The following is a 26,702-nucleotide window of genomic DNA, read 5'->3' as shown; positions in this document are numbered from 1 at the left end:
GCACACCGTACAACTTGCATTCCTGGCACGTTTTTCAAGAAACTTCAAGAAGACAACGGATAAAGATCTTCCCTATGCGGTAACGCAAAATCCAGTCCATCGCCCAAACGATAATGTTTAAAGGTTAATTTCAGCAGCACGCCAAAAGACAGACGCAGCGTTCCCGTTTTTCCTGAATCAATCCAGTAGCTTATCGATCTCCGGCAATACCAGAATCGGAGTTCCGCCAACGCTACGCCTCCTCGGCGATCCGGGTCATCCAGATTCGCTGAATAGAAAGAAACGTCAGAATTGAAACCTGATCGTGATTTTTTGCGCGGCAATTTACGTAAAGCCAAGAGCGTATTGCTGAAAAACAATTTTTCAGGCCGGCATGCGGATGATGGATTGCCGCTGCGCGCTGAGTTATTCAGCGCATTGCAAATGGAACAACACGGCCGCATCCTGGCCAATGCCCACAAGATCAGCATTGGGCGCGGGCGCGACCAGTTGTTATCGCGCCTCGCCGACAATGAAACTGTCATCATCGATGCCTGCAATCAGTTGACCGAGGCCATCAAGGCCGGCCGGCAAGTGACGCCTGCAGCGGAGTGGCTCCTCGATAATTTCTACATGATCGAAGAACATATCTGCACCGCCAAGCGGCATTTTCCCAAAAATTACAGCAAGGAATTGCCACGCTTGCTGCGCGGCGCATCCGCCGGCAAACCGCGTGTATATGACATCGCACTGGAAACCATTTCACATGGTGATGGCCGGGTTGATCCTGAGAGTTTGACCCGTTTCGTCACGGCCTACCAGCAGGTCACCACCCTCAAGCTCGGAGAATTGTGGGCGATCCCGATCATGTTGCGGCTCGCACTGCTCGAAAACCTGCGACGCGTCGCCACCCGTCTGGCAACAACCCGTTGCAACCGCAACCTGGCATATGACTGGGCAGAAAAAATGGCGGAGACCGCCGAACATGATCCAAGCAATCTGATTCTGCTGGTCGCTGACATGGCACGCTCCGATCCGCCAATAGATAGCGCATTCGTCGCAGAACTGGTGCAGCGCTTGCAAGAGCACGGCCTGACACTGCCGCTAACCTGGCTATCGCAACGGCTGGCAGAGTCTGGCCAAACCATTGAGCATCTGATCCAGCTCGAAACCCAACAGCAAGCCGCCGAACAGGTATCGATCAGCAACAGTATCGGCAGCCTGCGCTTCCTCCTTGCCATGGACTGGCGCGTGTTTGTCGAAACCTTGAGCGTGGTCGAGCACACTTTGCGCAAAGACCCGGCCGGCGTCTACACCAGAATGGATTTCGCGACGCGCGATCACTATCGGCATGTGGTGGAAAAAATTGCCAAGCATAGCCGCCTGTCCGAAGTGGAAGTCGCCGACAATGCATTTCGACTCGCCAGCGCCACTGCAAGCCAGGCCGGGGCCGAAGAGCGCACCGCGCATATTGGTTATTACCTGATTGGCAACGGTCTTCCGGAGCTGGAACGATCGGCAAATTTTCAGCTGCCAATGCTGGAAGCACTGCAGCGCGCGGGCAGAAGCGCGCCCTTGACTATCTATCTTGGCAGCATACTGTTGCTGACCTTGGCCGCCACCGGTGCCATCGTTGCCAAAGCCGGTGCCGATGGCGTGGATGAATGGCTGCTTGCGCTGGTCGCATTGATCACACTGGTTGCCAGCAGCCAGCTTGCGCTGTCCATGGTCAACTGGTTTGCCACCTTGATCAGCCTGCCCCATCCACTTCCCCGCATGGATTTTTCGGATGGCATTCCACTCGAATCGCGCACCCTCATCGTTGTGCCGACGATGCTGTTTACGACACAAAATATTGACAGCCTGACTGAAGCGCTCGAGGTCCGCTTTCTCGCCAACCGCGACGACAATCTGCGCGTTTGCCTGCTGAGCGATTTCGCCGATGCGGAAACAGAAACCACACCGGCCGATGCAATCCTGCTGGAACGCGCAAAGAAGAACATTGATGAACTAAACCAAAAATATCACGGCGCCAAAAATGACTATTTCCTGCTGCTGCATCGGCCGCGGCGCTGGAACGCGCAGGAAAAAACCTGGATGGGCTACGAACGAAAACGCGGCAAACTGGGCGACCTCAACGCCTTCTTGCGCGGCGGCGCGACCGATGCGTTCTCGCTGATTGTTGGTAACACCGAAGGCCTGAGCAATGTCAGGTATGTGATCACGCTCGACACCGATACGCAATTGCCGCGCGACGCCGCACGCAAATTCGCGGCCACGATGGCACATCCGCTGAACCGGGCGCAGTTTGACGAGCAACGCCAGCGCATCTGCGAGGGCTACGGCATCCTGCAGCCACGCGTGGCAGTCAGCTTTCCCGGCGCCGAGGCATCGCGTTATGCCCTGCTGTGCGGCGGCGAAGCAGGTATCGATCCCTATACGCGCACCGTGTCGGATGTCTATCAGGATGTATTCGGTGAAGGCTCCTTCATCGGCAAAGGCATTTACGACGTCGACGCATTCGAACGTGCCCTGCGCGACCGCATGCCGGAAAACCGTATTCTCAGCCATGATTTGCTGGAAGGATGTTATGCACGTGCCGGTCTGTTGAATGATGTGCAACTTTATGAAGAATATCCCTCCTGCTACAGCGCCGACATCAGCCGCCAACATCGCTGGATCCGCGGCGACTGGCAGATCGCCTCCTGGCTGCTGCCGATGGTGCCAGGCGTTCGCGATTCATCCACCGGCAAAATGGTGCTCCACCGCAATCCGCTATCGGCATTGTCGCGCTGGAAGCTATTCGACAATCTGCGCCGCAGCGTCGTACCGTGCGCTCTGGCGGCATTATTATTAACAGGCTGGACTGCCTTGTCGCCATCCTTGTCAGCGGCCTGGTTCTGGACCGGTACGGCACTTGGCATCGTGCTGATTCCATCGATCTGCTCCTTCATTCTAGATCTTGCGCGCAAACCGAACGACATGCTGTTCCATCAGCATTTTTCGACATTGCTGCGATCGACTACGCAACACTTCATCCATGCCGCACTGTCCCTGAGCTTCATGCCGTATGAAGCCTGGATCAGCCTTGATGCAATCCTCCGGACACAATGGCGGGTATTGGTCTCGCACCGAAAACTGCTGGAATGGAATCCATCGAGCCAGACAAATCGGCAGTCAAGCCGTGGACTGTATGCCACTTATCGATCGATGTGGATCGCACCGATGACGGCCCTGGCCAGCGCTGCCTATCTGATCGCTGACAATCCGATTGCAATAGGAGCGGCTGCGCCGATTCTGCTGCTGTGGTTGGTTTCCCCCATCATTGCATATTGGATCAGCCAGCCGGTCCCGCGCCGCACCGCGCATTTATCAGATGAGCAGACTCTGTTCCTGAAATCGCTGTCGCGCAAAACGTGGTTATTTTTTGAAACCTATGTCGGCCCGGAAGACAACTGGCTTCCGATCGACAACGTGCAGGAGCATCCGGTCGCGGTTGTGGCGCACCGCACATCGCCCACCAATATCGGCCTGTCGCTGCTGGCTAATCTTGCCGCGTATGATTTCGGCTACATTCATGCCGGACAATTGATTGAACGGTCCCAAAAGACCTTGCAGACCATGGCTTTTCTGGAACGTTATCAGGGGCATTTCTACAACTGGTACGGCACTAAAGACCTGGAGCCACTGCACCCGATGTATGTATCGACGGTGGACAGCGGCAACCTTGCCGGCCATCTGCTTACGCTTGGGCCAGGCCTGACCGGATTACTCGATACACCGATCCTCGCTGCCCGTGTCTTCGCCGGCATCCGAGATACTTACGAAATCCTGTGTGAGAATGCAGGTAATACGCCGCTGGCGACATTGCTTCAGTTCGAGAAAGATCTCGAATCCACCTGCCAGTCTGCACCTTGCACACTGATGCTCGCTCACGATTGCCTAGAGCGGCTAAGCCACAGCGCCGCGAGCTTCCTTGCAGGCCTCGAAGCTGCTCCCTCCTTACAGCCCAATCTGCAGCTCAATGGTTGGGCACGTGCGCTGGCAAGCCAGTGCCATGCAGCGTTGAATGAACTCAGCTTGCTGGCGCCCTGGACACAGATGCCCACACCGGCCGAATGGCGCACTCACTTCCCCGCACTGGACGAAATACCAACGCTACGTCAGCTGGCTCAGCTCCATGCCAATCTGGCACCGGTTTTTAAACAATGGCTTGCCGACCAAACCAATCCGAACGATGCGCAACAAGTGTCTGCCCTCAATCAACTGGTGTCCGAAGGCAGTCACAACGTTACCCAACGCATGCTGTTGATCGACCAGCTCGCGCTGCAATCTGCAGAGTTCGCACGAATGGAATACGGCTTCCTGTACGACCCTGCGACGTACCTGCTGGCGATCGGTTACAACGTCACAGAACGGCGCCTCGATGCCAGCTCCTATGACCTGCTGGCTTCCGAAGCAAGGCTAACCACCTTCGTCGCCATCGCACAAGGACAACTACCGCAGGAAAGCTGGTTTGCACTCGGACGCCAGCTTACTATCGCCAGTGGTGAACCGATCCTATTGTCGTGGAACGGGTCAATGTTCGAATACCTGATGCCATTGCTGGTGATGCCGACGTTTAAAAATACCCTGCTTGACCAGACCTATCATTCCGCCGTGGAACGGCAGATCGAATACGGGACACAGCGCGGTGTGCCATGGGGCATTTCAGAATCAGGTTATAACGCTTTCGATGCCAGCTTGAATTATCAATACCGCGCATTTGGCGTGCCAGGAATCGGCTTCAAGCGCGGTCTCGGTGACGATCTGGTAATCGCACCGTATGCATCGATGATGGCCCTGATGGTGGTGCCGGAAGCGGCATGTGCCAACCTGCAGCAATTGTCAGCCCAAGGCTTTGAAGGCAAATTCGGATTCTATGAAGCAATCGATTACACATCGTCACGCCTGCCGTACGGGCAGAGCAATGTGACGGTGCGCTCGTTCATGACCCATCATCAGGGCATGAGCTTCTTGTCGCTGGCGTATCTGCTGCTCGACCGTCCGCTGCAAAAGCGTTTCGCATCCGACCCCCTGTTCCAGGCGACAATGTTGCTGCTGCATGAACGGGTGCCCAAAGCCTCTGCGACCTATTCGAACACAACCGAGTTGGCCGACATCCGTACCGTATCGACCGATCAGGGAAAGCAGATGCGTGTACTGCAGCGACCCGACTCCCGCACACCGGAAGTGCAGCTGTTATCCAACGGTCGTTACCATGTAATGGTCACCAGCGGCGGTGGTAGCTCCAGCCGCTGGAACGACCTTTCGATCACCCGCTGGCGTGAAGACAGCACGCGCGACAACTGGGGCACGTTCTGTTACGTGCGCGACATGGAGGATGGCCATTTCTGGTCGACCGCATTCCAGCCGACACTGGCACAGCCACAGACTTACGAAGTGTTTTTCTCAGAAGGCCGCGCCGAATTCCGCCGCAACGACAACGATTTCGACATGCACACCGAAATCGTCGTGTCGCCGGAAGACGATATCGAACTGCGTCGTACCCGCATTATCAATTCCTCGCGCTCGCGCCGGACCATAGAAATCACCAGCTATGCGGAAGTGGTGCTGGCACCGGCAGCCGCAGATGCGATGCATCCAGCATTTGGCAACCTGTTCGTTCAGACCGAAATCCTGCATCTGCGCCGTGCCATCCTGTGTACCCGTCGGCCGCGTTCGATACATGAAAAAATGCCGTGGATGTTCCATCTGATGGCGGTGCATGGCGTCGATATCAATGCCGTATCGTATGAAACCGACCGCATGCAATTCATCGGTCGCGGCAATACCATCGCTGCACCGCAAGCGATGTTCGACCCCGCGCCGCTGACAGGCGCCCAGGGCTCCGTACTCGATCCGATCGTCGCGATCCGTTATCAGATCACGCTTGACGCAGAACAATCGATCATCATAGACATGGTGACCGGCATTGGAGAATCGCGCGAACTCTGTCTCGGCCTGATAGATACATATCAGGACCGTCATCTGGCAGATCGCGTGATCGAACTATCGTGGACCCACAGCCAGGTGGTGCTGCGTCAACTGAACGCCAGCGAAGCCGATGCGCAACTATATGCACGCCTGGCCAGCTCAATCATTTTTGTCAATCCGCTGTTGCGTGCCGAGGCCAGTGTTCTTCTCCGCAATTACCGCGGACAGTCCGGCTTGTGGAGCTTCGCCATTTCCGGCGACCTGCCGATCGTGCTAGTGCAGATCAAGAACCAGGAAAACATCGGACTGGTGCGTCAGTTGATACAGGCGCATGCGTATTGGCGTTCGAAAGGGCTGGCGGTCGATCTTGTGATTTGGAACGAAGAGCATAACGGTTACCGGCATGGCTTACACGAACAGATCATGGGGCTGATTGCATCGGTCATCGGCGCCCACGCGATTGATCGCCCAGGCGGCATTTTCGTCCGACTGCTCGATCAGATTTCCAATGAGGACCGTGTACTATTCCAGTCGGTGGCGCGGGTGATCCTCACCGACAGCCGCGGCACACTGGCCGAACAGATCAACCGCCGCGACCTGCGGGGCGTGCGCATACCGCGACTGACAGCAACCGGCAATCTCCAACCAGCCATCGCCAATAAGAACATAAGCAAGGGCGATGTCCTGCCCACGCGCAATCTGATCCTGTCGAACGGCATTGGTGGATTTACGCCGGATGGGCGCGAATACGTGATCACTACCGCAGCCGGTCAGGTCACGCCTGCGCCATGGGTTAATGTGATAGCCAATCCGCAATTTGGCACCGTCATTTCCGAAAGCGGGCAAGCGTATACCTGGGGTGAGAACGCACATGAATTCCGGCTGACGCCTTGGGACAATGATCCGGTGTGCGACACCGGCGGCGAAGTATTTTATCTGCGCGATGAAAAAACTGGCCGCTACTGGTCGCCGACGCCGTTGCCCCGCCGCGGCGAAGGTGACTATGTCACGCGACATGGCTTCGGTTACAGCGTGTTTGAACATGCCGAGGACGGCATAACATCCGAACTGACCGTGTGTGTCGCGCTGGATGCGTCGGTTAAATATTCGATATTGCGCATACGCAACGATTCCGACACGATGCGCACGCTGTCCGCCACCGGTTATGTCGAATGGGTACTTGGCGACCTGGGTCCAAAATCGACGATGCATATCATCACCGAAACCGATCCTGCCACCGGCGCACTGTTTGCACGCAATCCCTACAACACCGAGTTCACCGAACGCACTGCGTTCTTCGATGTCGATGCAACGTCGCGCACCATCAGCGGCGACCGCAATGAATTCATTGGCCGCAACGGATCGCTGCAAAATCCCGTCGCGATGAAGCGTGTACGCTTATCCGGAAAGGTCGGTGCCGGTCTCGATCCATGTGCTGCAATGCAGGTACAGTTCGAATTACTCCATGGACAGCAACGCGAAATCGTGTTCATGCTCGGCATGGCAGATACCCGCCACACCGATGTCAGCAATCTGGTGCGGCGTTTGCGCGGCTCGACTGCTGCGTGGGATGCGCTGGAAGCCGTGCATACCTACTGGGATCGTACGCTGGGCGCAGTACAGGTCGAGACCCCGGACCATTCCCTGAATATCCTGGCCAACGGCTGGCTGATGTACCAAACCATTGCCTGCCGTCTGTGGGCGCGCAGCGGTTACTACCAGTCCGGTGGCGCATTCGGCTTTCGCGACCAGTTGCAGGACACGATGGCACTGGTGCACAGCCACCCGGAACTGATGCGCGCACACCTGCTGCTGTGTGCAGCACATCAATTTATCGAAGGCGATGTGCTGCACTGGTGGCATCCACCGACCGAGCGTGGCGTTCGCACGCATTGTTCTGACGATTACCTGTGGCTGCCGCTTGCGGTTCATCGTTATGTGATCAGCACCGGAGATACCGGTGTATTGAATGAGATGGCGCACTTTATCGAGGGCCGCTCCGTGAATCCGGAGGAAGATTCTTACTATGACCTGCCGAACCGTTCGGCGCAGATCGCGACGTTGTACGAGCATTGCGTGCGTGCGATTGAGCGAGGATTGAAGTTCGGTGTGCATGGCCTCCCATTGATCGGTTCCTGTGATTGGAACGATGGCATGAACAAGGTCGGCGAGCATGGTCAAGGCGAAAGCATCTGGCTTGGCTTTTTTCTTTATGAAGTATTGATGTGTTTTTCCGAAGTGGCAACAAACCACAACGACCAGACTTTCGCGGATCGCTGTCATGCCGAAGCGGCTCAGCTACGTCAGAACATTGAGAAAAACGGTTGGGATGGCGCATGGTATCGCCGGGCATATTTCGATGACGGAACACCACTTGGTTCTGCACAAAACGTCGAATGTCAAATCGATTCAATTTCCCAAAGCTGGGCTGTATTGTCCGGCGCCGGCAATTTGGAACGTGTGAGGATGGCGATGCAGGCAGTCGATCGCCGACTGGTGCGGCGTGCAGATTCGATCATCCAATTACTCGATCCGCCCTTCGATAAATCCGATCTGAATCCCGGCTATATTCGCGGCTACGTTCCAGGCGTACGTGAAAACGGCGGACAGTACACGCACGCGGCGATCTGGAGTGCGATGGCGTTTGCCAAAATGGGAGACAGCCGGCGCGCATGGGAATTGCTGCAGATGATCAATCCGGTCAACCACGGCAAAACTGCCACTGATATCGCCACCTACAAGGTCGAACCCTATGTCATTGCTGCCGACGTGTATGCGGTAACGCCGCACGTGGGCCGCGGTGGCTGGACCTGGTACACCGGATCGGCGGGATGGATGTACCGCTTGATTGTGGAATCACTGTTGGGCTTGAAGCTGGAAGGCGACAAACTAACTATCATGCCGTGCTTGCCGGCTGACTGGAGTACATATGCAATGCACTATCGGTATCGCGACACAATGTACAGGATCGAGGTGACGCAAAGCAGTGTCCTTGGTGCAAAGGGCAATGTAAAACTGGACGGCATTGAACAAATGGATGGGACGATTCCACTGCTTGATGATAAGCATCAGCATACAGTGGCGATACTGGTGTTGACGCCACCCCAATTTTGATAGCCTCCTTCTGGCAACTATAAACAAGCAGGCAATTTCCCAGCATGTGATTTTTTCCAGATATCAACGCCCCACTGTCCATCGGAATTTTTCGACGTACCGTTATCGCAGCCCTATATTCCAATTGAACTTGAAATAATTGGAAGTTGATTAGGTCGACACGCTAACACTCCGCTGCTCCATCAACCCCTATTTGTAAAGAAAATTATGAAAGCCATGATTCTCGCAGCGGGTAAAGGAACCCGCGTTCAGCCGCTGACCTACGATCTGCCCAAGCCGATGATCCCCATCCTCGGCAAACCGGTAATGGCGTATCTGATTGAGCATCTCGCCAAATACGGCGTGCGCGAGATCATGGTCAACGTCAGTTACCTGCACGAAAAAATTGAAGAATACTTCGGCGACGGACATCAGTTCGGGGTGCAGATTGGCTATTCCTTTGAGGGTTATACCAACGACGCCGGGGATGTGATAGCGCAACCACTGGGTTCTGCTGGCGGGATGAAGAAGATTCAGGAATTTGGCGGTTTCTTTGATGAGACCACGATTGTCTTATGCGGTGATGCGGTGATTGACCTCGACATTCAGTCTGCCCTGTTTGCACACAAGCGCAAGGGCGCGCTGGCCAGCATCATTACCAAGGAGGTTCCATGGGACAAGGTATCCGACTATGGCGTGGTGGTGGCGGATCAGGACGGTCGTATTCAATCCTTCCAGGAAAAGCCACAGCAGGACAAAGCACTGTCGAACCATGTTAGCACCGGCATCTATATCTTTGAACCGCAAGTGGTGGACATGATTCCGGCAAACACAGTGTTCGATATCGGCTCAGAGCTGTTTCCCTTACTGGTGGAAAAAGGCATCCCGTTTTTTGCACAGAATCGAAAATTCAACTGGATCGACATCGGCAGCATGAAGGACTACTGGTCGGTATCGCAAAGCGTGATGATGGGTGATCTCGCACAGATGCATATCCCGGGAATACAGATTGATGATGGGATCTGGACCGGGCTTAATACGCGGATTGATTGGAAAGGTACCATCATAAAAGGACCCGTGTATATCGGCGCGGGGAGTCATATCGAGGCCGGTTGCACAATCATCGGCCCGACTTGGATCGGGCATGGCAGTCATATATGTGCCAGTGCGCGGGTAATACGCAGTGTACTGTTTGAATACACACGGATAGGGCCAGACGTGCAACTGGACGAAAAAATCGTCTTTAAGGATTACAGCGTGGATCGTAACGGCAAAATGCAGCACGTATCCGAATTGGTGACCAAGGATTGGGGTAATGCGCGTGACCGCCGCAATGAACCTCGTTAAGTTGCGTTGTCACGGGCGGGACGCTGATTAACCAGCGCATCCGCTCAAAATTGCATAAATGCCAATCAGATTGAGGTTCCTGTTGCCGAAATGATACCATACGCGCGGCCAAGACTGCCACGTAGAGCCCACCCCGATCGGACAGCTTGAATATATTTTCTTTTGTCTTGATATTTTTCAGTTCCGTGCCCATCAGCCTGTTGAAATAGCATCAGACCGAATTCGCACCAACAACTGCGCCATCAACACATCGTGCTTGTCACTGCCTTCTCCAAACATTGGGATGCAAAAAAGTCCCTTAAAAACAGTGGCTTAATATAATTTTCTGCCAGACTCTGCGCTACGTTGCCATAGTCAAAATCATTCCCACTCGATCGTCGCCGGAGGTTTGCCGGAAATATCATAGACCACGCGATTGATGCCGCGCACTTCATTGATGATGCGGTTCGAGACCTTGCCCAGCAATTCGTGCGGCAGATGCGCCCAGTGCGCAGTCATGAAATCCTGCGTCTGCACCGCGCGCAGGGCCACCACGTATTCATAGGTGCGGCCATCCCCCATCACGCCGACCGACTTCACCGGCAAAAATACCGCAAAGGCCTGGCTGGTCAACTGGTACCAGTTGTTGCCGCTGTTTTCATCCACGGTATTGCGCAATTCCTCGATGAAAATCGCATCGGCACGGCGCAGCAGGTCGGCGAATTCCTTCTTCACTTCACCCAAAATGCGCACGCCCAGACCGGGGCCGGGGAACGGGTGGCGATACACCATGTCGTGCGGCAAGCCGAGTGCGACGCCGAGTTCGCGCACCTCGTCCTTGAACAGTTCGCGCAAGGGTTCCAGCAGTTTCAGGTTCATGGTGTCGGGCAGGCCGCCGACATTGTGGTGACTCTTGATGGTGTGGCCTTTTTTGCCCTTGCCGGCGCTTTCGATCACGTCCGGATAGATGGTGCCCTGGGCCAGCCATTTGGCGTTTTGCAGCTTGCCGGACTCGGCCTGGAATACTTCGACGAATTCGCGCCCGATGATCTTGCGCTTGGCTTCCGGGTCGGTCACTCCGTCCAACTCTCCCATGAACTGGGCGGTCGCATCGACATGGATCACTTTCACGCCGAGGTTCTTGCCGAACATATCCATCACCATCTTGCCTTCGTCCAGGCGCAGCAAGCCGTGGTCGACGAAAACGCAGGTCAGCTGATCGCCGATGGCGCGGTGGATCAGGGCTGCAGCGACGCTGCTGTCGACGCCGCCGGATAGGCCCAGGATGACTTCGTCATGGCCGACTTTCTGGCGGATCGCTGCGACCGCTTCGGCAATGTAATCCGGCATGTTCCAGTCGGACTTGCAGCCGCAAATCTCATGCACGAAACGGCCGAGGATAACCTTGCCCTGCACGGTGTGAGTGACTTCCGGATGGAATTGCACCGCGTAGAAGCGGCGCTCTTCATCGGCCATTGCGGCGATCGGGCAGTTGTCGGTCGAGGCCATTAGCTTGAAGCCGGGCGGCATCTGGTTGACCTTGTCGCCGTGGCTCATCCAGACCTTGAGCACGCCGTGGCCTTCGGGCGTGACGAAATCGTTGATTTCATTGAGCAAGGCAGTATGGCCGCGGGCGCGCACTTCGGCGTAGCCGAATTCGCGCACCAGGCCGCTTTCGACCTGGCCGCCGAGCTGGGCAGCCATGGTCTGCATGCCGTAACAGATGCCCAGTACCGGCACGCCGAGCTCGAACACCGCCTGCGGTGCACGCGGCGTATCGCCTTCCATTACGGAGTTCGGACCGCCCGACAGAATTACCCCGGCCGCACCGTAGTTGCGAATGAACTCATCCGATACGTCGTAAGGAAAGACTTCAGAAAAAACGCCTGAATCACGCACGCGGCGGGCAATCAATTGGGTGACCTGTGAACCGAAATCGAGGATGAGGATTTTAGAATGCATGGAAGACGCTTTTACAAAAAGACATTAAAACGACAGGGATTCACCAGGATTAGCCTGGACGACGCAGTTACGACCTGCTTTTTTAGCGGCAGCTAACGCTTTTTCGGCATGATTGATCAATTCTTCGGCAGTTGCGGCAGGAAACGCATCGGTCGATGCGGTGCCGGCGCTGACTGTTAATTGTAGTTTGGCAGCACCGATCGCTTCTGCATGCGCCATGATGGCCAAGCGCATCCGCTCCGCTACCGCCAGCGAAATCAGATGCGACGCGCCGGGCAAGACCACCATGAATTGATCGCCATCGTAGCGGCCCAGCGCATCGTGAGGACGGATGCAGGAACGCAGACGGCTGACCACCTTGAGCAGCAAGGTGTCGCCGCTCGGGCGGCCGTGTTCTTCGTTAATTTTCTTGAAATGATCCAGATCGACAAAAACCATCGACAAGGATTTTTGAGCCTGACGGCAATTGACCATCTCGGCCGATAATGCGCGCATGATGGCAGTCCGGTTCCACGTGCCGATCAGAGGGTCGGTCAGAGATTCCCGCCGCAAATTGCGATTCTTCTTGATCAGATCGAGCTGCGTTGCGCTTGCGCTGCTGAGTCGCAATTCACGCTCGAACAGGGACGCCAGATCTGCCAACAGCTGTCCGTCTTCCTGATTAAAGGTGCGTGGCGCGTAATCGACCAGGCAAACGCTGCCGATAATCTGATTTTGTGCATCCATGATCGGATGCGCTGCATAGAATCGGATGTACGGCGCACCAACAACCAGCCGATGCTGGCGCAACGATGGATCGTTACGGGCATCGTTAGCCACATACAAGGCTTGCGGAGCCGGCAATCCATCAACAAACACCGCTTCAATCGACTCCATCGAGCGCTCTGACTCGGCGGCGCCCGTCATCAAATCGGTGATGCTGACAAAGCAGCTTGAAACACCGAACAAACGCTTGCCGATGCGCCGAATCCGTAAGATTTGCTGATGCATGCTGAATCCGGAGGCATCCAGCGGCACGGTATTGGCCCCGATAAAATCATCCATATTATCTTGATGCGTCATTACCATGGGGCTTCCAGTTCGAGCGAAGGGTATAACCAGCGCAGGCCACAGATTCAATCCGCGCGATAATTCGGCGCTTCCTTGGTGATCTGTACGTCATGTACGTGCGATTCGCGCATGCCAGCCGAGGTGATTTCGACAAACTCCGCTTTTTCACGCAATTCATCGATGGTAGCGCAACCGCAATACCCCATCGATGAGCGGATGCCGCCGACCAGTTGATACAAGATGGCCAATACGCTGCCCTTATAGGCAACCCGGCCTTCGATGCCTTCCGGTACCAGCTTGTCGGTGTTGTTGGCAGGGTCCTGGAAATAACGGTCGGCTGAGCCGTCGGCCATCGCGCCCAGGCTGCCCATGCCGCGATAGGATTTATAACTGCGGCCCTGGAACAAAATCACTTCGCCCGGCGCCTCTTCGGTGCCGGCAAACATGCTGCCCATCATGACGCAGGAAGCGCCAGCCGCCAGCGCCTTGGAAATATCGCCCGAATACCGGATTCCGCCATCGGCAATGCATGGCACGCCGGTCCCCTGGAGTGCTTTGCTTACATTGGCAATCGCAGTAATCTGCGGCACCCCGACACCGGCCACGATGCGGGTGGTGCAGATGGAGCCGGGGCCGATCCCGACCTTGACGCCATCAGCACCGTATTCGACCAGTGCCTTGGCTGCGGCTGCGGTGGCAATATTGCCGCCGATAACTTCAACCTCAGGGTAGTGCGTCTTGACCCATCTGACCCGATCCAGCACGCCTTGCGAGTGGCCATGCGCGGTATCGACCACGATCACATCGACGCCGGCCTTGGCCAGCAGGTCGATCCGATGCTCGTTTTCCGGACCGACTCCGACTGCAGCACCGACCCGCAACTTGCCGTGCTCGTCCTTGGAGGCAAATGGATGCTCGGTGGCTTTCTGGATGTCCTTGACCGTAATCAGGCCGCGCAATTCGAATGCATCGTTGACTACCAGCACGCGTTCCAGCCGGTGCTTGTTCATCAAGCGCTTGGCTTCGACCGGATCATCGCCTTCCTTGACATATACCAGCTTGTCGCGCGGAGTCATCTTGGCGCGCGCTTCCGCATCCAGTTCGCCTTCAAAGCGCAAGTCGCGGTTGGTAATGATGCCGACCACGGTCTTGCCCTCGACCACGGGAAAGCCGCTGATACCATGCTGCAACGACAGTGCGATCACGTCGCGAATGCGCATGGTGGGCGGGATGGTAATCGGGTCGCGCAACACGCCGGATTCGAAACGCTTGACCTTGGCGACCTCGCGCGCCTGCTCGGCAGCGGTCATGTTCTTGTGGATGATGCCGATACCACCCTCTTGCGCCATCGCAATCGCCAGCCGCGCCTCTGTCACAGTATCCATTGCAGCCGATACCAGCGGCATGTTCAATGTGATATTGCGCGTCAGGCGCGTTTTCAGAGAGGTATCTTTGGGGAGGATATTTGAATATGCCGGTACGAGCAGCACATCATCGAATGTGAGTGCTTTTTGAAGTAAACGCATCTTAATTCCTATTGGCGCAAAATAGAATTATACAGAAATCCGCTTAAAGAAGACGTTTCCCGTACAAAATCCCATGACGTGTTCATCGGTTCGAACTATAGACTTGCGCCAGAGAAATAAAATCCTCCGACCAGTTACCTTCCACGCGACGGTGTTTCTATATAATATTTCCGGTCGGAAGTATGGTCGCCACGGATTATAAAACGTAATTCCGCACGGTAATCGGATGACTTTCATGCTTATTTCTCTCCAGTACAATCAGCAAGGTTGATAATGAATCATTTGCACTACAAGCGCATCACTGCATTCGCCCTTGCCAGCCTGATGCTCGGTTTATCGTCTCATGCTGCAGCACAGTATGTATGGCTGGATGAGAAAGGGGTAAAGCAGTATTCCGACATGGCGCCACCGGCAGCGGTACCGAACAGCCATATCCTGAAATCTCCCCGCGCGCCGTCCCGGGGAGCCGCTTCCAGCGTTGCGCCCGAGGCAGCGGAAGGTGGTGCGCCGACAGCAGCGGCCAGTGACAAAAAGTTGCCGATGACGACCGCCGAGAAGAATGCCGAATTTCAGAAGCGCAGGATGGAACAGGCTGAAAAAGACAAAAAATCGGCCGACGATGCCCAGCGCGCCGCCGACAAGAGCAAAAACTGCGAGCGCGCCAGCGCCTACCAGAAAGCGCTCGACTCCGGCCAGCGCATTGCGCGGCAAGAAAAAAATGGTCAGCGTGCTTTTCTGAGCGATGCGCAGCGGGCCCAGGAAGCGCGCGACACCAGGAAAATTCTCAGCGAATGCAAATAAATCCTTGCAGCTGCGAGGACACAAAGCCCATCCTTACGAGTCCGAAGATAAACCCGATTTTCTGTCGGCGCGCCGGCGACGCGATTCTTTCGGATCAGCAATCAGCGGCCGATAAATCTCAATCCGGTCGCCATCGCGCAAAATCGTTTCCAAAGTCTTGAGCTTGGCATAAATACCGACCTGGCAAGCCGACAAGTCAATTTCCGGCATCTCACTCAGAATCCCGCTGTGCTCGATGGCGGCTTGCAAAGTGCTGCCAGGCGGCACCAAAACGTCGCGCAGCAGCACCGAATCCGGCTTGGCGAAACACACCTGCACCTGCAACTTGCCGGTTGCCTTATCCATATGCGGCCTCCGCCCTTTTACAGAATGAATCGACGAAACTGTTGGCAATCATGCCGAACACCGGCCCGATGATTTTTTCCAGAATTTTGCTGGAAAATTCATATTGCAAGTCGAATTCAATCTTGCAGGCATCCTCGCGCAACGGCTTGAATACCCAAGCACCCTGCAAATGCCGGAACGGGCCTTCCAGCAAGCGCATCTGCATCGAGGTCGGCCGGGTATTGGTGTTCTCCGTGGTGAAGGTCTGCTTGATGCCGTGATACTGTATGGCAATGGTGGCAACCAGCCGGTCGGCCTCGCGCTCGCGCACATCCACCCCGCCGCACCACGGCAGAAAACGCGGATAATCCTCCACCTTATCGACCAGCGCAAACATCTGCTCGGCGCTATAACCTACAATCACTGATTTGTGTACTGCAGCCATTGAATCTCAACCGTTTGATAAAATTACACGAATTTTAACCGACTCGCCTTATTGCCCCATCACATGACCATAGTTGATAACAGAAAAGCTTTCCATGACTACTTTATCGAGGAACGCTACGAAGCCGGTGTTGTCCTGCATGGCTGGGAAGTCAAGGCGATACGGGCCGGCCGAGTGCAGCTCAAGGAAGCCTATGTAATCGCCCGCAACGGTGAGATTTTCCTGTTCGGCGCCCACATCAGCGCACTGCTGAGCGCCTCCACCCATGTGCATCCGGAAGCCTTGCGCACCCGCAAGCTACTGCTCAATGCAGCCGAAATCAGCAAGCTGATCGGCAAGGTCGAACGATCCGGATACACCCTGGTACCAATCAATCTGCATTTCGTGCGGGGTCGCGTCAAATGCGAAATCGGACTGGCAAAAGGCAAGAAACAGCACGACAAGCGCGATACCGAGAGGGCGCGCGACTGGCAGCGCGAACAGCAGCAAATCATGAAAACGCATCGGCGTTAAGCGTCAAGACGTACCCTGATCGATTGTGATTTATTTTTGAGTATAGCCATAAAATGGCCTATCTCACGCAATCTCATTGCGACATTAATAAATACATGACTGTGTATATATTTTGGCACAGAACCATTCGCCGACATGATCGGAAAAACTGAGACAGGCAGTCGTTTTCGACACGGCTGCCAAGTCTGGATCAGGATTTTTGCTGTGACTTCACGACCTGCATCGCGCTTGCAATCAAGCCGCTGATATCGCTCATATTGGCCGGAACGATAATCGAATTATTGGTCTTGGCCAGATTGGCGAAGGCGCTGACGTATTGCTCGGCCACTTTCAGGTTCACCGCATCGGCGCCACCCGGCTCCCGGATCGCGGCAGCGGTCTTGCGGATCGCATCTGCGCTGGCTTCGGCCAAGGCGATGATCGCCGCGGCCTGGCCTTCGGCGCGGTTGATCGAGGCCTGCTTTTCGCCTTCCGACTTGGCGATCGACGCCTCCCGTTCGCCGGTTGCGATGTTGATCTGCTCCTGCTTGCGCCCTTCGGAGGCGGCGATCAGCGCCCGTTTTTCGCGCTCGGCGGTGATCTGGGCCTGCATCGAATGCAGAATTTCCTTGGGCGGCGTCAAATCCTTGATCTCGTAGCGCAGCACCTTCACGCCCCAGTTCGCGGCCGACTCGTCGATCGAACTGACGATGCTCTGGTTGATGTGCGTGCGCTCCTCGAAGGTTTTGTCGAGTTCCATCTTGCCGATCACGCTGCGCAACGTGGTTTGCGCCAGCTGCGACACCGCGGCAATGTAGTTTGAAGAACCGTACGAGGCGCGCATCGGGTCGGTCACCTGGAAGTACAGAATGCCGTCGACTTGCAGCTGCGTATTGTCCTTGGTGATGCAGACCTGGCTGGGAACGTCCAGCGGGATTTCCTTCAGCGAATGCTTGTAGGCGATGCGGTCGATGAAGGGCAAAACGATGTTCAGGCCCGGCGCCAGCGTGCTATGGTACTTGCCGAAGCGCTCGACCACCCAGGCATGCTGCTGCGGCACCACATTGATGGTCTTGACCACGAAAACGATCGCCAGAATGAACAGGATGATCGAAACACTGCCGAAATTAAACATCATGGGGGTCCTTTAGCTAGCGGTATTGGCGACAATCAGGTGACTGCCGCGTATTTCACGAATGACGAAAGTGCCGGTTACTGCCACGGCGCCCGGCATCAGTTCGATGTCCCACATGGCGCCGCGGTACATTGCGCGCGCATGGTTGCCGTGCCATTGCGCGACATCCACGGTTTGTCCGATATCGAGATTCACATTCGGGTCGCGCGCGGCTGGCACTTTATGTTTTCTGGCAAAACTGCTCTTGCGCAATAAAAAGGTGGCGATTGCGCCCATGATCGCGGCCAGCGTCATTTGCAACGCAAAAGCCACGCCCGTCAACGCTGCCGCACCGCCGGCCAGCATCCCCAACGCGATCATCAGCAGATAAAACGTGCCGGTGAATATTTCGGCAATGACGAGAATGCCCGCCATGCCGAACCAGATCATCCAGTCGTGCATCAGATGTTCCTTTTTTATGTTTTGCGAAATAGACTGCCTGAATCCGTTGGCCCGGGGAAACAAGGCATTGCCATGATAAGCGAAAAAAAACGCGAGCATCGTGCTCGCGTTTTCATGTCGGCAATAAAAATTTACTTAACCGCCGCCAGCGCTTGCCAGGTATCGATCACCGTATCCGGATTGAGCGAAATCGATTCGATGCCCTGCTTCATCAGCCACTCGGCGAAATCCGGATGATCCGATGGTCCCTGGCCGCAAATCCCGACGTATTTGCCCTGCGCGCGGCAGGCGGCAATTGCCTGCGACAGCAAGGCCAGCACCGCAGGATCGCGCTCGTCGAAATCGGCCGCCAGCAATTCCATGCCGGAATCCCGATCCAGGCCCAGCGTCAGCTGGGTCAGGTCGTTGGAGCCGATCGAGAAGCCGTCGAAATGCTGCAGGAACTGCTCGGCCAGAATCGCATTCGAAGGCACTTCGCACATCATGATCACGCGCAAGCCATCCTGGCCGCGCTTGAGGCCGTTCTTGCCCAGCAAAGCGATGACTTTTTCTGCTTGCCCTAGAGTGCGCACGAACGGAATCATGATTTCGACGTTGGTCAAGCCCATCTCGTTGCGGACCCGCTTCATGGCCAGGCATTCCATTTCAAATGCCTCGGCAAAATCGTCGGCCAGATAGCGCGCCGCGCCGCGGAAGCCCAGCATCGGATTTTCTTCATCCGGCTCGTACCGCGAACCGCCGATCAGCTTCTTGTACTCGTTCGACTTGAAGTCGGACATGCGCACGATCACCGGCTTGGGCCAGAAAGCCGCACCGATGGTGGCGATGCCTTCGGCCAGCTTGTCGACATAAAATGCCTTCGGCGAAGCATGGCCGCGCGCCACCGACTCAACCGCTTTTTTGAGTGCGGGATCGATATTCGGGTATTCCAGGATCGCCTTCGGATGGACGCCGATATTGTTGTTGATGATGAACTCAAGACGCGCCAAGCCGACACCGGCATTCGGAATCGACTGGAAATCAAACGCCAGTTGCGGATTGCCGACGTTCATCATGATCTTCAGCGGCAGCTTCGGCAACTCGCCGCGCGCCACTTCGGTGACCTCGGTTTCCAGCAAGCCGTCGTAGATCTTGCCCTCGTCGCCCTCGGCGCAGGACACCGTGACCAGCGTGCCGTCCTTGAGCAATTCGGTCGCATCGCCGCAGCCGACCACCGCAGGAACACCCAGCTCGCGCGCAATGATCGCCGCATGGCAGGTGCGCCCGCCCCGGTTGGTGACGATCGCGGCAGCCCGCTTCATCACCGGCTCCCAGTTGGGATCGGTCATGTCGGCGACCAGTACATCGCCGGGCTGAACCCGTTCCATATCGGCCGGGTCGTGAATCACGCGCACCGGACCGGCACCGATTTTCTGCCCGATCGCGCGGCCGGAAGCCAGTATCGTACCGGTGCTGCGCAGCTTGAAGCGCTGCTGGGCATCGGTCGCTTTCTGCTGCGACTTCACCGTTTCCGGGCGCGCCTGCAGGATGTACAACTTGCCGTCGCGGCCATCCTTGCCCCATTCGATATCCATCGGCCGCTGGTAATGATTCTCGATGATGACCGCATACTTGGCCAGCTCAACCACTTCCGCGTCGTTCAGCGAATAGCGGTTGCGCAACTCGATCGGCACATCGACGGTCTTGACCGAGCGCCCGGCCTTGGCTTCGCCGGTGAATTCCATTTTCAGCAGCTTGGAACCGATATTGCGGCGAATCACCGGCGATTTGCCCAACTCCAGCATCGGCTTATGGACGTAAAACTCGTCCGGATTGACTGCGCCCTGCACCACCGTTTCGCCCAGGCCGTAGCTGGAAGTGATAAACACCACATCCTTGAAGCCCGATTCGGTATCGATCGTAAACATCACGCCGGCCGCGCCGAGGTCAGAGCGCACCATGCGCTGCACGCCGGCGGACAGGGCTACTTCCGCATGCGTGAAGCCCTTGTGAACGCGGTAGGAAATGGCGCGGTCGTTGTACAGCGAAGCGAACACATGCTTCATCGCTTCAAGAATATTGTCGATGCCGACCACGTTCAGGAAGGTTTCCTGTTGGCCGGCAAAGGATGCATCCGGCAAATCTTCAGCCGTAGCCGAGGACCGGACGGCAAACGACATTTCGCTTGCAGAGTCTGCTACAAGTTGCTGATAAAAATCATGAATTTCCTTTTCAAGCCGAGGCTGAAAAGGCGTGTCGATGATCCACTGACGGATTTCGGCGCCGGCCTGGGCCAAGGACCGGACATCGTCGATGTTCAGGCTCTCCAAACGCTGCGCGATGCGGTCGGCCAGCGGCAGGCCACCATCCGCGCTATACGATAGAAAATCCCGGAAAGCCTGGGCGGTAGTGGCGAAGCCGCCCGGCACGCGCACACCGGCGCTGGCCAATTGGCTGATCATTTCGCCTAATGATGCATTTTTGCCGCCGACGGAATCGACATCCGTCATGCGCAAATGTTCAAATGAAGCTACGTAAGTGGCCTCCGTGGACACCCCTGCAAGTACTGCGTTGGACATAACAACCTCTAGTTTGATGATAAGAAATCTGTGTGCGCATCTTCATTGATCACTGCTTTTTGTTATTCTTATGAGAGCAACCTGATTAAACCCAATTCGCACATTTTACATGGTGCGATTGGTTTTTATCTGCAAGCCGTCTATTTTTAGCACAACCACTCTCTTAGGGCCCCATGCCAGATACCTTGATCAACCAGCCGGCAGCATTCGATCGCACCGTGTTCTTCGTCTCCGACGGCACCGGCATCACGGCCGAAACTTTCGGCCATGCAGTACTGACACAGTTCAGCCTGCGCTTCAGGCAAGTGCGCCTGCCCTTCATTGACGATCTCGACAAGGCGCATCACGCAGCGAACAAGATCAATGAAGCCTTTGAGCAGGAGGGCAAGCGCCCGATCATTTTCTCCACGCTGGTCAAGGGCGACCTGTCGCAGATCATCCGCAATACCAAATGTATGTACATGGACTTGATCCAGACCTTTGTCGGCCCGCTGGAGCAGGAGCTCGAAGTCAAGTCGACCCATACCATCGGCCGCAGTCACAACATTGCCAATTCAGAAGAATACAAAAACCGCATCGAAGCGATCAATTACTCGCTGATCCATGATGACGGCCAGTCGCACAAGAACCTGTCGACCGCCGACGTGATCCTGGTGGGCGTATCGCGCTCGGGAAAGACCCCGACCAGCCTTTTTCTGGCGATGCAATACGGCATCAAGGCGGCGAATTATCCGCTGATACCGGAAGATTTCGAACGTGGCAAATTTCCTTCGGCCTTGCTGACCTACAAATCGAAGATTTTCGGCCTGAGCATCACGCCTGAACGCTTGTCCGAAATCCGCAATGAGCGCCGCCCCGGCAGCAAATATTCGTCGCTGGCAAACTGCCGCTTCGAGATCAACGAGGCGGAAGCGATGATGAAGCGGGAGGGAATTCGCTGGCTATCGTCCACCACCAAATCGATAGAAGAGATTTCCAGCACGATCCTGCAGGAAGTCAAACTGGAGAAGCGGGTGTACTGAGAATCTCAACAAGTGCGGAAAAGACATGAAAAGCCCATCGTCGCGCCTGGGAGGCAGCGGTGGATTTTTAGCTTGCGAGAATTAACGCCTTTGCCTGACCTGCTCGAAAAAGCAGACTGCCGCGCTGGCTGCCACATTCAGGGATTCCATCCGGCCCAGGTGCGGAATGCCGACTTGGTGCGTGGTCAGGGCCATCAGAGAATCGGAAATCCCCTGCCCTTCGTGGCCGAACACCCATGCCACCGGTTGCTGCAAATCGATGTCGTAAATGGTTGTTTTTGCATGGGAACTGGTGGCCAGCCCCGGTACGGTTGCCGACTGCAATAATTGCACCAGATCGACATTCTCCGTGATGCGCAGCAAAAAGTGCGCCCCCATGCCGGCGCGTAATACTTTCGGCGACCAGGCGAAGGCGGTGCCGACGCTGCAAAAGACGTCGGTAATTCCCGCTGCTGCGGCGCTGCGCAGAATCGAGCCGAGATTGCCTGGGTCTTGCAATCTGTCCAGCAGCACCGCATTGCCGCACAGGCGCAATGACGCATCGGGCGCCGGCGTATCGATCACGAACAGCAGATCGACGCCATGCTCAACCTGGCTAATGGCCTTGAACAGCGCGTCGGGCAGCACTATGCATTGCGCGCCGTCCTGTTCGCAGCGCTGCAGGATAGGTGCGACTTCATGCAGCAACACGGCGCTGTCGCTGACCACGCACAGGGGCGGCGCGCCGACCTGCTCCAGATAGACTTCGCACAAATGCACGCCGTCGAGCAGCGTGCGCTGCGCCCGGCGCCGGGCTTGCGAGCTGGTTGCCAGCTGTTTTAGCTCTTTATAGAGCGGGTTGTCGCGTGAGGTAATCGGTTTCATGGCTACTCCAAGGCGAGCAATGCGCGCACCGGCGCATACGATTTGCGATGCACCGGCGACACCCCATGTTCGCGCAGCCGCGCCAGATGCAAGGCGGTCGGATAGCCTTTGTGCTGGTCGAATGCATATTGCGGGAGTTGCTGATGCAGCGTCGCCAGGGCGGCATCGCGCGCGGTTTTGGCCAGAATCGAGGCGGCTGAAATGGCCGCCACCTTGTCGTCGCCCTGGATGATCGCCTCGCAGCGGATCGACATCACAGGACAGCGATTGCCGTCGATCAGGGCCAGCGTCGGTATCATCGACAATCCTTCGACTGCACGGCGCATCGCCAGCATGGTGGCTTGCAGAATGTTCAAACGATCGATCTCCTCCTCCGAGCACTGAGCGATCGACCAGGCCAGCGCCTGCTGCCGGATCTGGAGCGCCAGCACTTCGCGCCGCGATGCTGTCAGTTTCTTCGAATCGCGCAAGCCTTTTATTGGCTGCGCCGGGTCGAGAATCACGGCGGCGGCAAATACCGGGCCCGCCAGCGGACCGCGCCCTGCTTCGTCAACGCCGCACATCAACGGGCTATCGAGGTCAAACGACAACAGGAATTGTTCCGATTTTTGCACACCGCTCACTTTAAAAAATTCAATAAAAAACAAAATAGGGAGTATGGACAAAAATACTGATAATTCCACAGGTAATTATTGTGAAATTGAAAAATACAAAGTGCAGTATTAATCCTTGGCCATATTCATTACGCGCAACACAGCCTGCGCGCTTGCGCTGGCGGTATCGCGCAGCAGCGCATGATGCATCTCGGTAAACCGTTGCCGCAGGGACGCTTGCAGGCTGACGTCGCTCAACTGCTGCCAGAGCGCATCAGCCAACGCTTGCGGCGTGGCCGCATCCTGCAGCAGTTCGGGCACCAGAAATTCGCGCGCCAGGATATTTGGCAGCCCGATCCACGGTTGATACCCCATGTGGCGCATGATTTCCCACGAAGCGCGCATCATCCGGTAGGCAATCACCATCGGCTTCTTGAACAGCGCGACTTCCAGCGATGCGGTACCGGAGGCCACCAGCACCGCATCGGCCGCCGCCAGCGCGGTATGCGACTGGCCGTCGAGCAAGCGTAGCGGAACATCGGTCAAACCGGCTTGCGCCAGCAGTTGCACAAAATACTCGCGCTGCTTCGCGCCGGCCATCGGCACCACAAAGTGCAGGCCGGGCTCGCGTCGGGCCAGCAACTTTGCCGCCCCGATAAAGGCTGCGGTGTTGTATTTGAGTTCCGACATGCGGCTGCCGGGCAGGATCGCGATCACCTTTGCCGCCGCCGGCAGATTCAGCGCGACCCGCGCCGCCGCTACATCCGGCAGCAGCGGGATCACTTCTGCCAGCGGATGGCCGACGTAGGTCACCGGGATGCCGGCCTGGCGATAGATCTCTTCCTCGAACGGAAACACCACCAGCATGTGCGACACTGCCTTGGCGATTTTCTTGATGCGTCCGCCGCGCCAGGCCCAGATTTGCGGGCCGATGAAATGCACGGTAGGTATGCCTGCTTGTTTTAACTGCATTTCCAGGCCAAGATTGAAGCCAGGATAATCGACACCGACGAAAACCGCCGGTTTTTCAGCCAGCAACTGATCGCGCAGCGCATTCTGGATCGACTTGATCTCGCGATAACGCGGGATCACTTCAAACAGGCCGCGCACCGTCAATTTCTCCATCGGCCAATCGCTGACAAAGCCATGCTCGGCCATTTTGGCGCCGCCGATGCCGTGCATGCGGGCTTGCGGCAGATGCACGCGCAGGCCCGACAGCAAGCGGCTCGCCAGCAGGTCGCCGGAACTCTCGCCGGCCACCATCGCAATCGCGGTGTTTGCGATCTCAGCGGATGATGCCACGAGGGGACGACGCAATGAATTCACGCAGCAAACGCAGGTATTGCGCGGCTTGCGGAGTCTTCGACTCCTCTTCCCGCAGCGCCGACTGGGCCGCTTCGAGCGACAAGCCGGCGCGGTAAATCAATTTGTAGCCGCGCTTGATCGCCATGATCTGTTCGCTGCTGAAACCGCGTCGCTTCAGGCCTTCGCTATTGATACCGGCCGGTACCGCACGATTGCCGGCCGCTGTCACGAACGGCGGCACATCCTGGCTAACGGCAGCGGTGAACGCCGTCATTGCATGGGCGCCGATGCGGCAAAACTGGTGAACTGTCGTAAAGCCGCCGAGAAATACCCAGTCGTCCAGATGCACGTGTCCGGCCAGCGTCGCATTATTGGCCAGAATGATGTCGTTGCCCAACTGGCAGTCATGCGCGATATGGACGTATGCCATGATCCAGTTATCGTTGCCCAGCCGGGTGACGCCGGCATCCTGCGCAGTGCCGAGATTGAGCGTGCAGAATTCGCGAATCGTATTGCGTTCGCCGATTTCAAGCCGGGTCGGCTCGCCCGCATATTTCTTGTCCTGCGGCGCAGCCCCGATCGAGGCGAACTGGAAAATAGTATTTTCGCGCCCGATGCTGGTATGGCCTTCGATCACGACATGCGGGCCGATTTTGGTGCCGGCAGCGATCCGCACGTTCGGCCCGATGACCGCATAGGGACCGACTTCGACCGAACTGTCCAATTGCGCTTTGGCGTCCACCAGCGCCGTGGCATGAATCCCCGACATTACTGCCCCGCAGCCTTGCTGGCATCGGCAGCGCTGCGCATGGTGCACATCAACTCGCCCTCGACTGCAAGCTGGCCGTCCACGGTCGCCCTGGCGGAATATTTCCAGATGCCGCGCGCTACGCGCAGGATTTCGACTTCCATCCTAAGCTGGTCGCCCGGCTCCACCGGCCGCTTGAAACGCGCGCCATCGATGCCGAGAAAATAGACGATGGTGTCTTCGTCCGGCTTTACATCCATGGTCAGAAACGACAGGATTGCCGCAGTCTGGGCCATCGCCTCGATCATCAGTACGCCCGGCATCACCGGCTTGTTCGGGAAATGGCCGTTGAAGAATTCTTCGTTGACCGTAACGTTCTTGATTGCAGTAATGCGCTTGCCGGCCTCCCAGTCCAGTACGCGATCGACTAGCAACATCGGGTAGCGGTGCGGCAGATATTGTTTGATTTGATTGATATCGAGGGTATTCATTCTTCTTTACTCTTGTCTGTAAGCGATTTTGTAAGTAATTGCACGGTCTTTTCCAGGCTACGCAGCTTTTCCCGCATCGACGCCAGATTGCGCACGATGGCGGCCGATTTTTCCCAGTCGGCATTCTTGGCCAGCGGATAAAAGCCGGTGTACTGACCGGCTTCCAGGATCGAACGCGACACCATGCTGCCGGAAGAAACATGGACATGATCGGCGATGCTCAGATGACCAAGCACCATTGCGGCGCCGCCAAAAGTGCAATACTTACCGATCTTGGCACTGCCGGCCACGCCGACGCAGCCTGCCATCGCGGTATGTGCGCCAATATGACAGTTGTGGCCAATCTGGATCTGGTTATCGAGTTTCACGCCATTTTCAATCACGGTGTCGGCCAGAGCGCCGCGGTCGATGCAGGTATTGGCACCGATATCGACATCGTCGCCGATGATTACGCGTCCGGTTTGCGGAATCTTGATCCAGGCCCCACCCTCATTGGCAAAGCCAAAACCATCGGTGCCGATCACGGCACCGGAATGCACAATCCCGCGCTGCCCGATTTCACATCCTGCAT

General features: G+C 56.4%; 19 protein-coding genes. 5 read left to right on the top strand and 14 right to left on the bottom strand.

Going from position 1 to position 26,702, the window contains the following annotated elements:
- Window positions 1-291 precede the first annotated feature (291 nt).
- Window positions 292-9,069: a glycoside hydrolase family 94 protein gene (locus tag HMCN_RS0100095; protein ID WP_025915451.1), complete on the top strand. Its 8,778-nt coding sequence runs from the start codon at window positions 292-294 to the stop codon at window positions 9,067-9,069.
- A gap of 207 nt (window positions 9,070-9,276) precedes the next feature.
- A complete protein-coding gene (locus HMCN_RS0100090) occupies window positions 9,277-10,395 on the top strand; it encodes a sugar phosphate nucleotidyltransferase (protein WP_025915450.1) in 1,119 nt (372 codons plus the stop codon).
- 360 nt (window positions 10,396-10,755) lie between these two features.
- Here the strand turns inward: HMCN_RS0100090 and guaA are convergent, their stop codons facing one another.
- The 3 genes from guaA to guaB form a co-directional block, all read right to left on the bottom strand.
- Entirely contained in the window at window positions 10,756-12,336 is a 1,581-nt protein-coding gene (guaA, locus tag HMCN_RS0100085; protein WP_025915449.1) for a glutamine-hydrolyzing GMP synthase, read from the bottom strand.
- Between the two features lie 24 nt (window positions 12,337-12,360).
- The gene (locus tag HMCN_RS0100080) at window positions 12,361-13,326 is read right to left on the bottom strand and encodes a sensor domain-containing diguanylate cyclase (protein WP_162174106.1); all 966 of its coding nucleotides are present in this window, start codon (window positions 13,324-13,326) and stop codon (window positions 12,361-12,363) included.
- A gap of 125 nt (window positions 13,327-13,451) precedes the next feature.
- Window positions 13,452-14,912, bottom strand: a complete 1,461-nt coding sequence (gene guaB, locus HMCN_RS0100075; protein WP_025915447.1) for an IMP dehydrogenase — start codon at window positions 14,910-14,912, stop codon at window positions 13,452-13,454.
- A gap of 273 nt (window positions 14,913-15,185) precedes the next feature.
- Here guaB and HMCN_RS0100070 point away from each other — a divergent pair, with 273 nt between their 5' ends.
- Window positions 15,186-15,713, top strand: coding sequence for a DUF4124 domain-containing protein (locus tag HMCN_RS0100070; RefSeq protein ID WP_025915446.1), 528 nt, complete (start codon window positions 15,186-15,188; stop codon window positions 15,711-15,713).
- Window positions 15,714-15,746: 33 nt separating this feature from the next.
- Here HMCN_RS0100070 and HMCN_RS0100065 read toward each other — a convergent pair whose 3' ends face one another.
- Both HMCN_RS0100065 and HMCN_RS0100060 read right to left on the bottom strand, forming a co-directional pair.
- Window positions 15,747-16,058: an RnfH family protein gene (locus HMCN_RS0100065; protein WP_025915445.1), complete on the bottom strand. Its 312-nt coding sequence runs from the start codon at window positions 16,056-16,058 to the stop codon at window positions 15,747-15,749.
- On the bottom strand, window positions 16,051-16,482 hold the full coding sequence (locus HMCN_RS0100060) for a type II toxin-antitoxin system RatA family toxin (protein WP_025915444.1): 432 nt from the start codon (window positions 16,480-16,482) through the stop codon (window positions 16,051-16,053). The genes HMCN_RS0100065 and HMCN_RS0100060 overlap by 8 nt, the downstream gene beginning before the upstream one ends.
- Window positions 16,483-16,545: 63 nt before the next feature.
- Between HMCN_RS0100060 and smpB the strand changes: the two genes are divergently transcribed.
- Window positions 16,546-16,995: an SsrA-binding protein SmpB gene (gene smpB / locus HMCN_RS0100055; RefSeq protein ID WP_025915443.1), complete on the top strand. Its 450-nt coding sequence runs from the start codon at window positions 16,546-16,548 to the stop codon at window positions 16,993-16,995.
- Between the two features lie 190 nt (window positions 16,996-17,185).
- Here the strand turns inward: smpB and HMCN_RS0100050 are convergent, their stop codons facing one another.
- The 3 genes from HMCN_RS0100050 to ppsA form a co-directional block, all read right to left on the bottom strand.
- On the bottom strand, window positions 17,186-18,112 hold the full coding sequence (locus HMCN_RS0100050; protein ID WP_025915442.1) for an SPFH domain-containing protein: 927 nt from the start codon (window positions 18,110-18,112) through the stop codon (window positions 17,186-17,188).
- A 9-nt stretch (window positions 18,113-18,121) separates the two neighbouring features.
- The gene (locus HMCN_RS0100045; RefSeq protein ID WP_025915441.1) at window positions 18,122-18,550 is read right to left on the bottom strand and encodes an NfeD family protein; all 429 of its coding nucleotides are present in this window, start codon (window positions 18,548-18,550) and stop codon (window positions 18,122-18,124) included.
- Window positions 18,551-18,681: 131 nt separating this feature from the next.
- A complete protein-coding gene (ppsA, locus tag HMCN_RS0100040) occupies window positions 18,682-21,108 on the bottom strand; it encodes a phosphoenolpyruvate synthase (RefSeq protein WP_025915440.1) in 2,427 nt (808 codons plus the stop codon).
- 173 nt (window positions 21,109-21,281) lie between these two features.
- Here ppsA and HMCN_RS0100035 point away from each other — a divergent pair, with 173 nt between their 5' ends.
- A complete protein-coding gene (locus tag HMCN_RS0100035; protein WP_025915439.1) occupies window positions 21,282-22,130 on the top strand; it encodes a pyruvate, water dikinase regulatory protein in 849 nt (282 codons plus the stop codon).
- A gap of 81 nt (window positions 22,131-22,211) precedes the next feature.
- Here HMCN_RS0100035 and HMCN_RS0100030 read toward each other — a convergent pair whose 3' ends face one another.
- The 6 genes from HMCN_RS0100030 to HMCN_RS0100005 form a co-directional block, all read right to left on the bottom strand.
- Window positions 22,212-22,994, bottom strand: coding sequence for an RNA methyltransferase (locus HMCN_RS0100030; protein ID WP_025915438.1), 783 nt, complete (start codon window positions 22,992-22,994; stop codon window positions 22,212-22,214).
- A 2-nt stretch (window positions 22,995-22,996) separates the two neighbouring features.
- Window positions 22,997-23,557 (bottom strand): ribonuclease HII, encoded by a 561-nt coding sequence (gene rnhB / locus HMCN_RS0100025; protein WP_051566640.1) that lies wholly within the window; start codon window positions 23,555-23,557, stop codon window positions 22,997-22,999.
- 159 nt (window positions 23,558-23,716) lie between these two features.
- Window positions 23,717-24,889 carry a lipid-A-disaccharide synthase gene (gene lpxB, locus HMCN_RS0100020; protein WP_025915436.1) on the bottom strand — a complete coding sequence of 391 codons (1,173 nt, stop codon included), beginning with the start codon at window positions 24,887-24,889 and terminating at the stop codon, window positions 23,717-23,719.
- On the bottom strand, window positions 24,873-25,661 hold the full coding sequence (gene lpxA / locus HMCN_RS0100015) for an acyl-ACP--UDP-N-acetylglucosamine O-acyltransferase (RefSeq protein WP_025915435.1): 789 nt from the start codon (window positions 25,659-25,661) through the stop codon (window positions 24,873-24,875). Before lpxA ends, lpxB begins: the two co-directional genes overlap by 17 nt.
- Window positions 25,661-26,131, bottom strand: coding sequence for a 3-hydroxyacyl-ACP dehydratase FabZ (gene fabZ / locus HMCN_RS0100010; protein WP_025915434.1), 471 nt, complete (start codon window positions 26,129-26,131; stop codon window positions 25,661-25,663). The genes lpxA and fabZ overlap by 1 nt, the downstream gene beginning before the upstream one ends.
- Window positions 26,128-26,702, bottom strand: a 575-nt coding sequence (locus HMCN_RS0100005) for a UDP-3-O-(3-hydroxymyristoyl)glucosamine N-acyltransferase (protein WP_025915433.1), incomplete at its 5' end; no start/stop codon positions are given. The genes fabZ and HMCN_RS0100005, both read right to left, overlap by 4 nt.

Source organism: Herminiimonas sp. CN, assembly GCF_000622895.1.
In the GTDB taxonomy this organism is placed as follows: Bacteria; Pseudomonadota; Gammaproteobacteria; order Burkholderiales; family Burkholderiaceae_D; genus AVCC01.
The sequence above is the reverse complement of the archived record's forward strand: the minus strand, read 5'-3'. Positions and strand labels throughout refer to the sequence as shown.

Excerpts from the sequence above, each read along its gene's own strand:
- HMCN_RS0100065 (WP_025915445.1), bottom strand. The coding sequence starts at position 16,058 with ATGGATAAGGCAACCGGCAAGTTGCAGGTGCAGGTGTGTTTCGCCAAG.
- HMCN_RS0100035 (WP_025915439.1), top strand. The coding sequence starts at position 21,282 with ATGCCAGATACCTTGATCAACCAGCCGGCAGCATTCGATCGCACCGTG.
- guaB (WP_025915447.1), bottom strand. The coding sequence starts at position 14,912 with ATGCGTTTACTTCAAAAAGCACTCACATTCGATGATGTGCTGCTCGTA.
- HMCN_RS0100090 (WP_025915450.1), top strand. The coding sequence starts at position 9,277 with ATGAAAGCCATGATTCTCGCAGCGGGTAAAGGAACCCGCGTTCAGCCG.
- smpB (WP_025915443.1), top strand. The coding sequence starts at position 16,546 with ATGACCATAGTTGATAACAGAAAAGCTTTCCATGACTACTTTATCGAG.
- HMCN_RS0100050 (WP_025915442.1), bottom strand. The coding sequence starts at position 18,112 with ATGATGTTTAATTTCGGCAGTGTTTCGATCATCCTGTTCATTCTGGCG.
- HMCN_RS0100045 (WP_025915441.1), bottom strand. The coding sequence starts at position 18,550 with ATGCACGACTGGATGATCTGGTTCGGCATGGCGGGCATTCTCGTCATT.
- HMCN_RS0100060 (WP_025915444.1), bottom strand. The coding sequence starts at position 16,482 with ATGGCTGCAGTACACAAATCAGTGATTGTAGGTTATAGCGCCGAGCAG.
- guaA (WP_025915449.1), bottom strand. The coding sequence starts at position 12,336 with ATGCATTCTAAAATCCTCATCCTCGATTTCGGTTCACAGGTCACCCAA.
- lpxA (WP_025915435.1), bottom strand. The coding sequence starts at position 25,661 with ATGTCGGGGATTCATGCCACGGCGCTGGTGGACGCCAAAGCGCAATTG.
- rnhB (WP_051566640.1), bottom strand. The coding sequence starts at position 23,557 with ATGTGCGGCGTTGACGAAGCAGGGCGCGGTCCGCTGGCGGGCCCGGTA.
- HMCN_RS0100070 (WP_025915446.1), top strand. The coding sequence starts at position 15,186 with ATGAATCATTTGCACTACAAGCGCATCACTGCATTCGCCCTTGCCAGC.
- HMCN_RS0100030 (WP_025915438.1), bottom strand. The coding sequence starts at position 22,994 with ATGAAACCGATTACCTCACGCGACAACCCGCTCTATAAAGAGCTAAAA.
- ppsA (WP_025915440.1), bottom strand. The coding sequence starts at position 21,108 with ATGTCCAACGCAGTACTTGCAGGGGTGTCCACGGAGGCCACTTACGTA.
- HMCN_RS0100080 (WP_162174106.1), bottom strand. The coding sequence starts at position 13,326 with ATGCATCAGCAAATCTTACGGATTCGGCGCATCGGCAAGCGTTTGTTC.
- fabZ (WP_025915434.1), bottom strand. The coding sequence starts at position 26,131 with ATGAATACCCTCGATATCAATCAAATCAAACAATATCTGCCGCACCGC.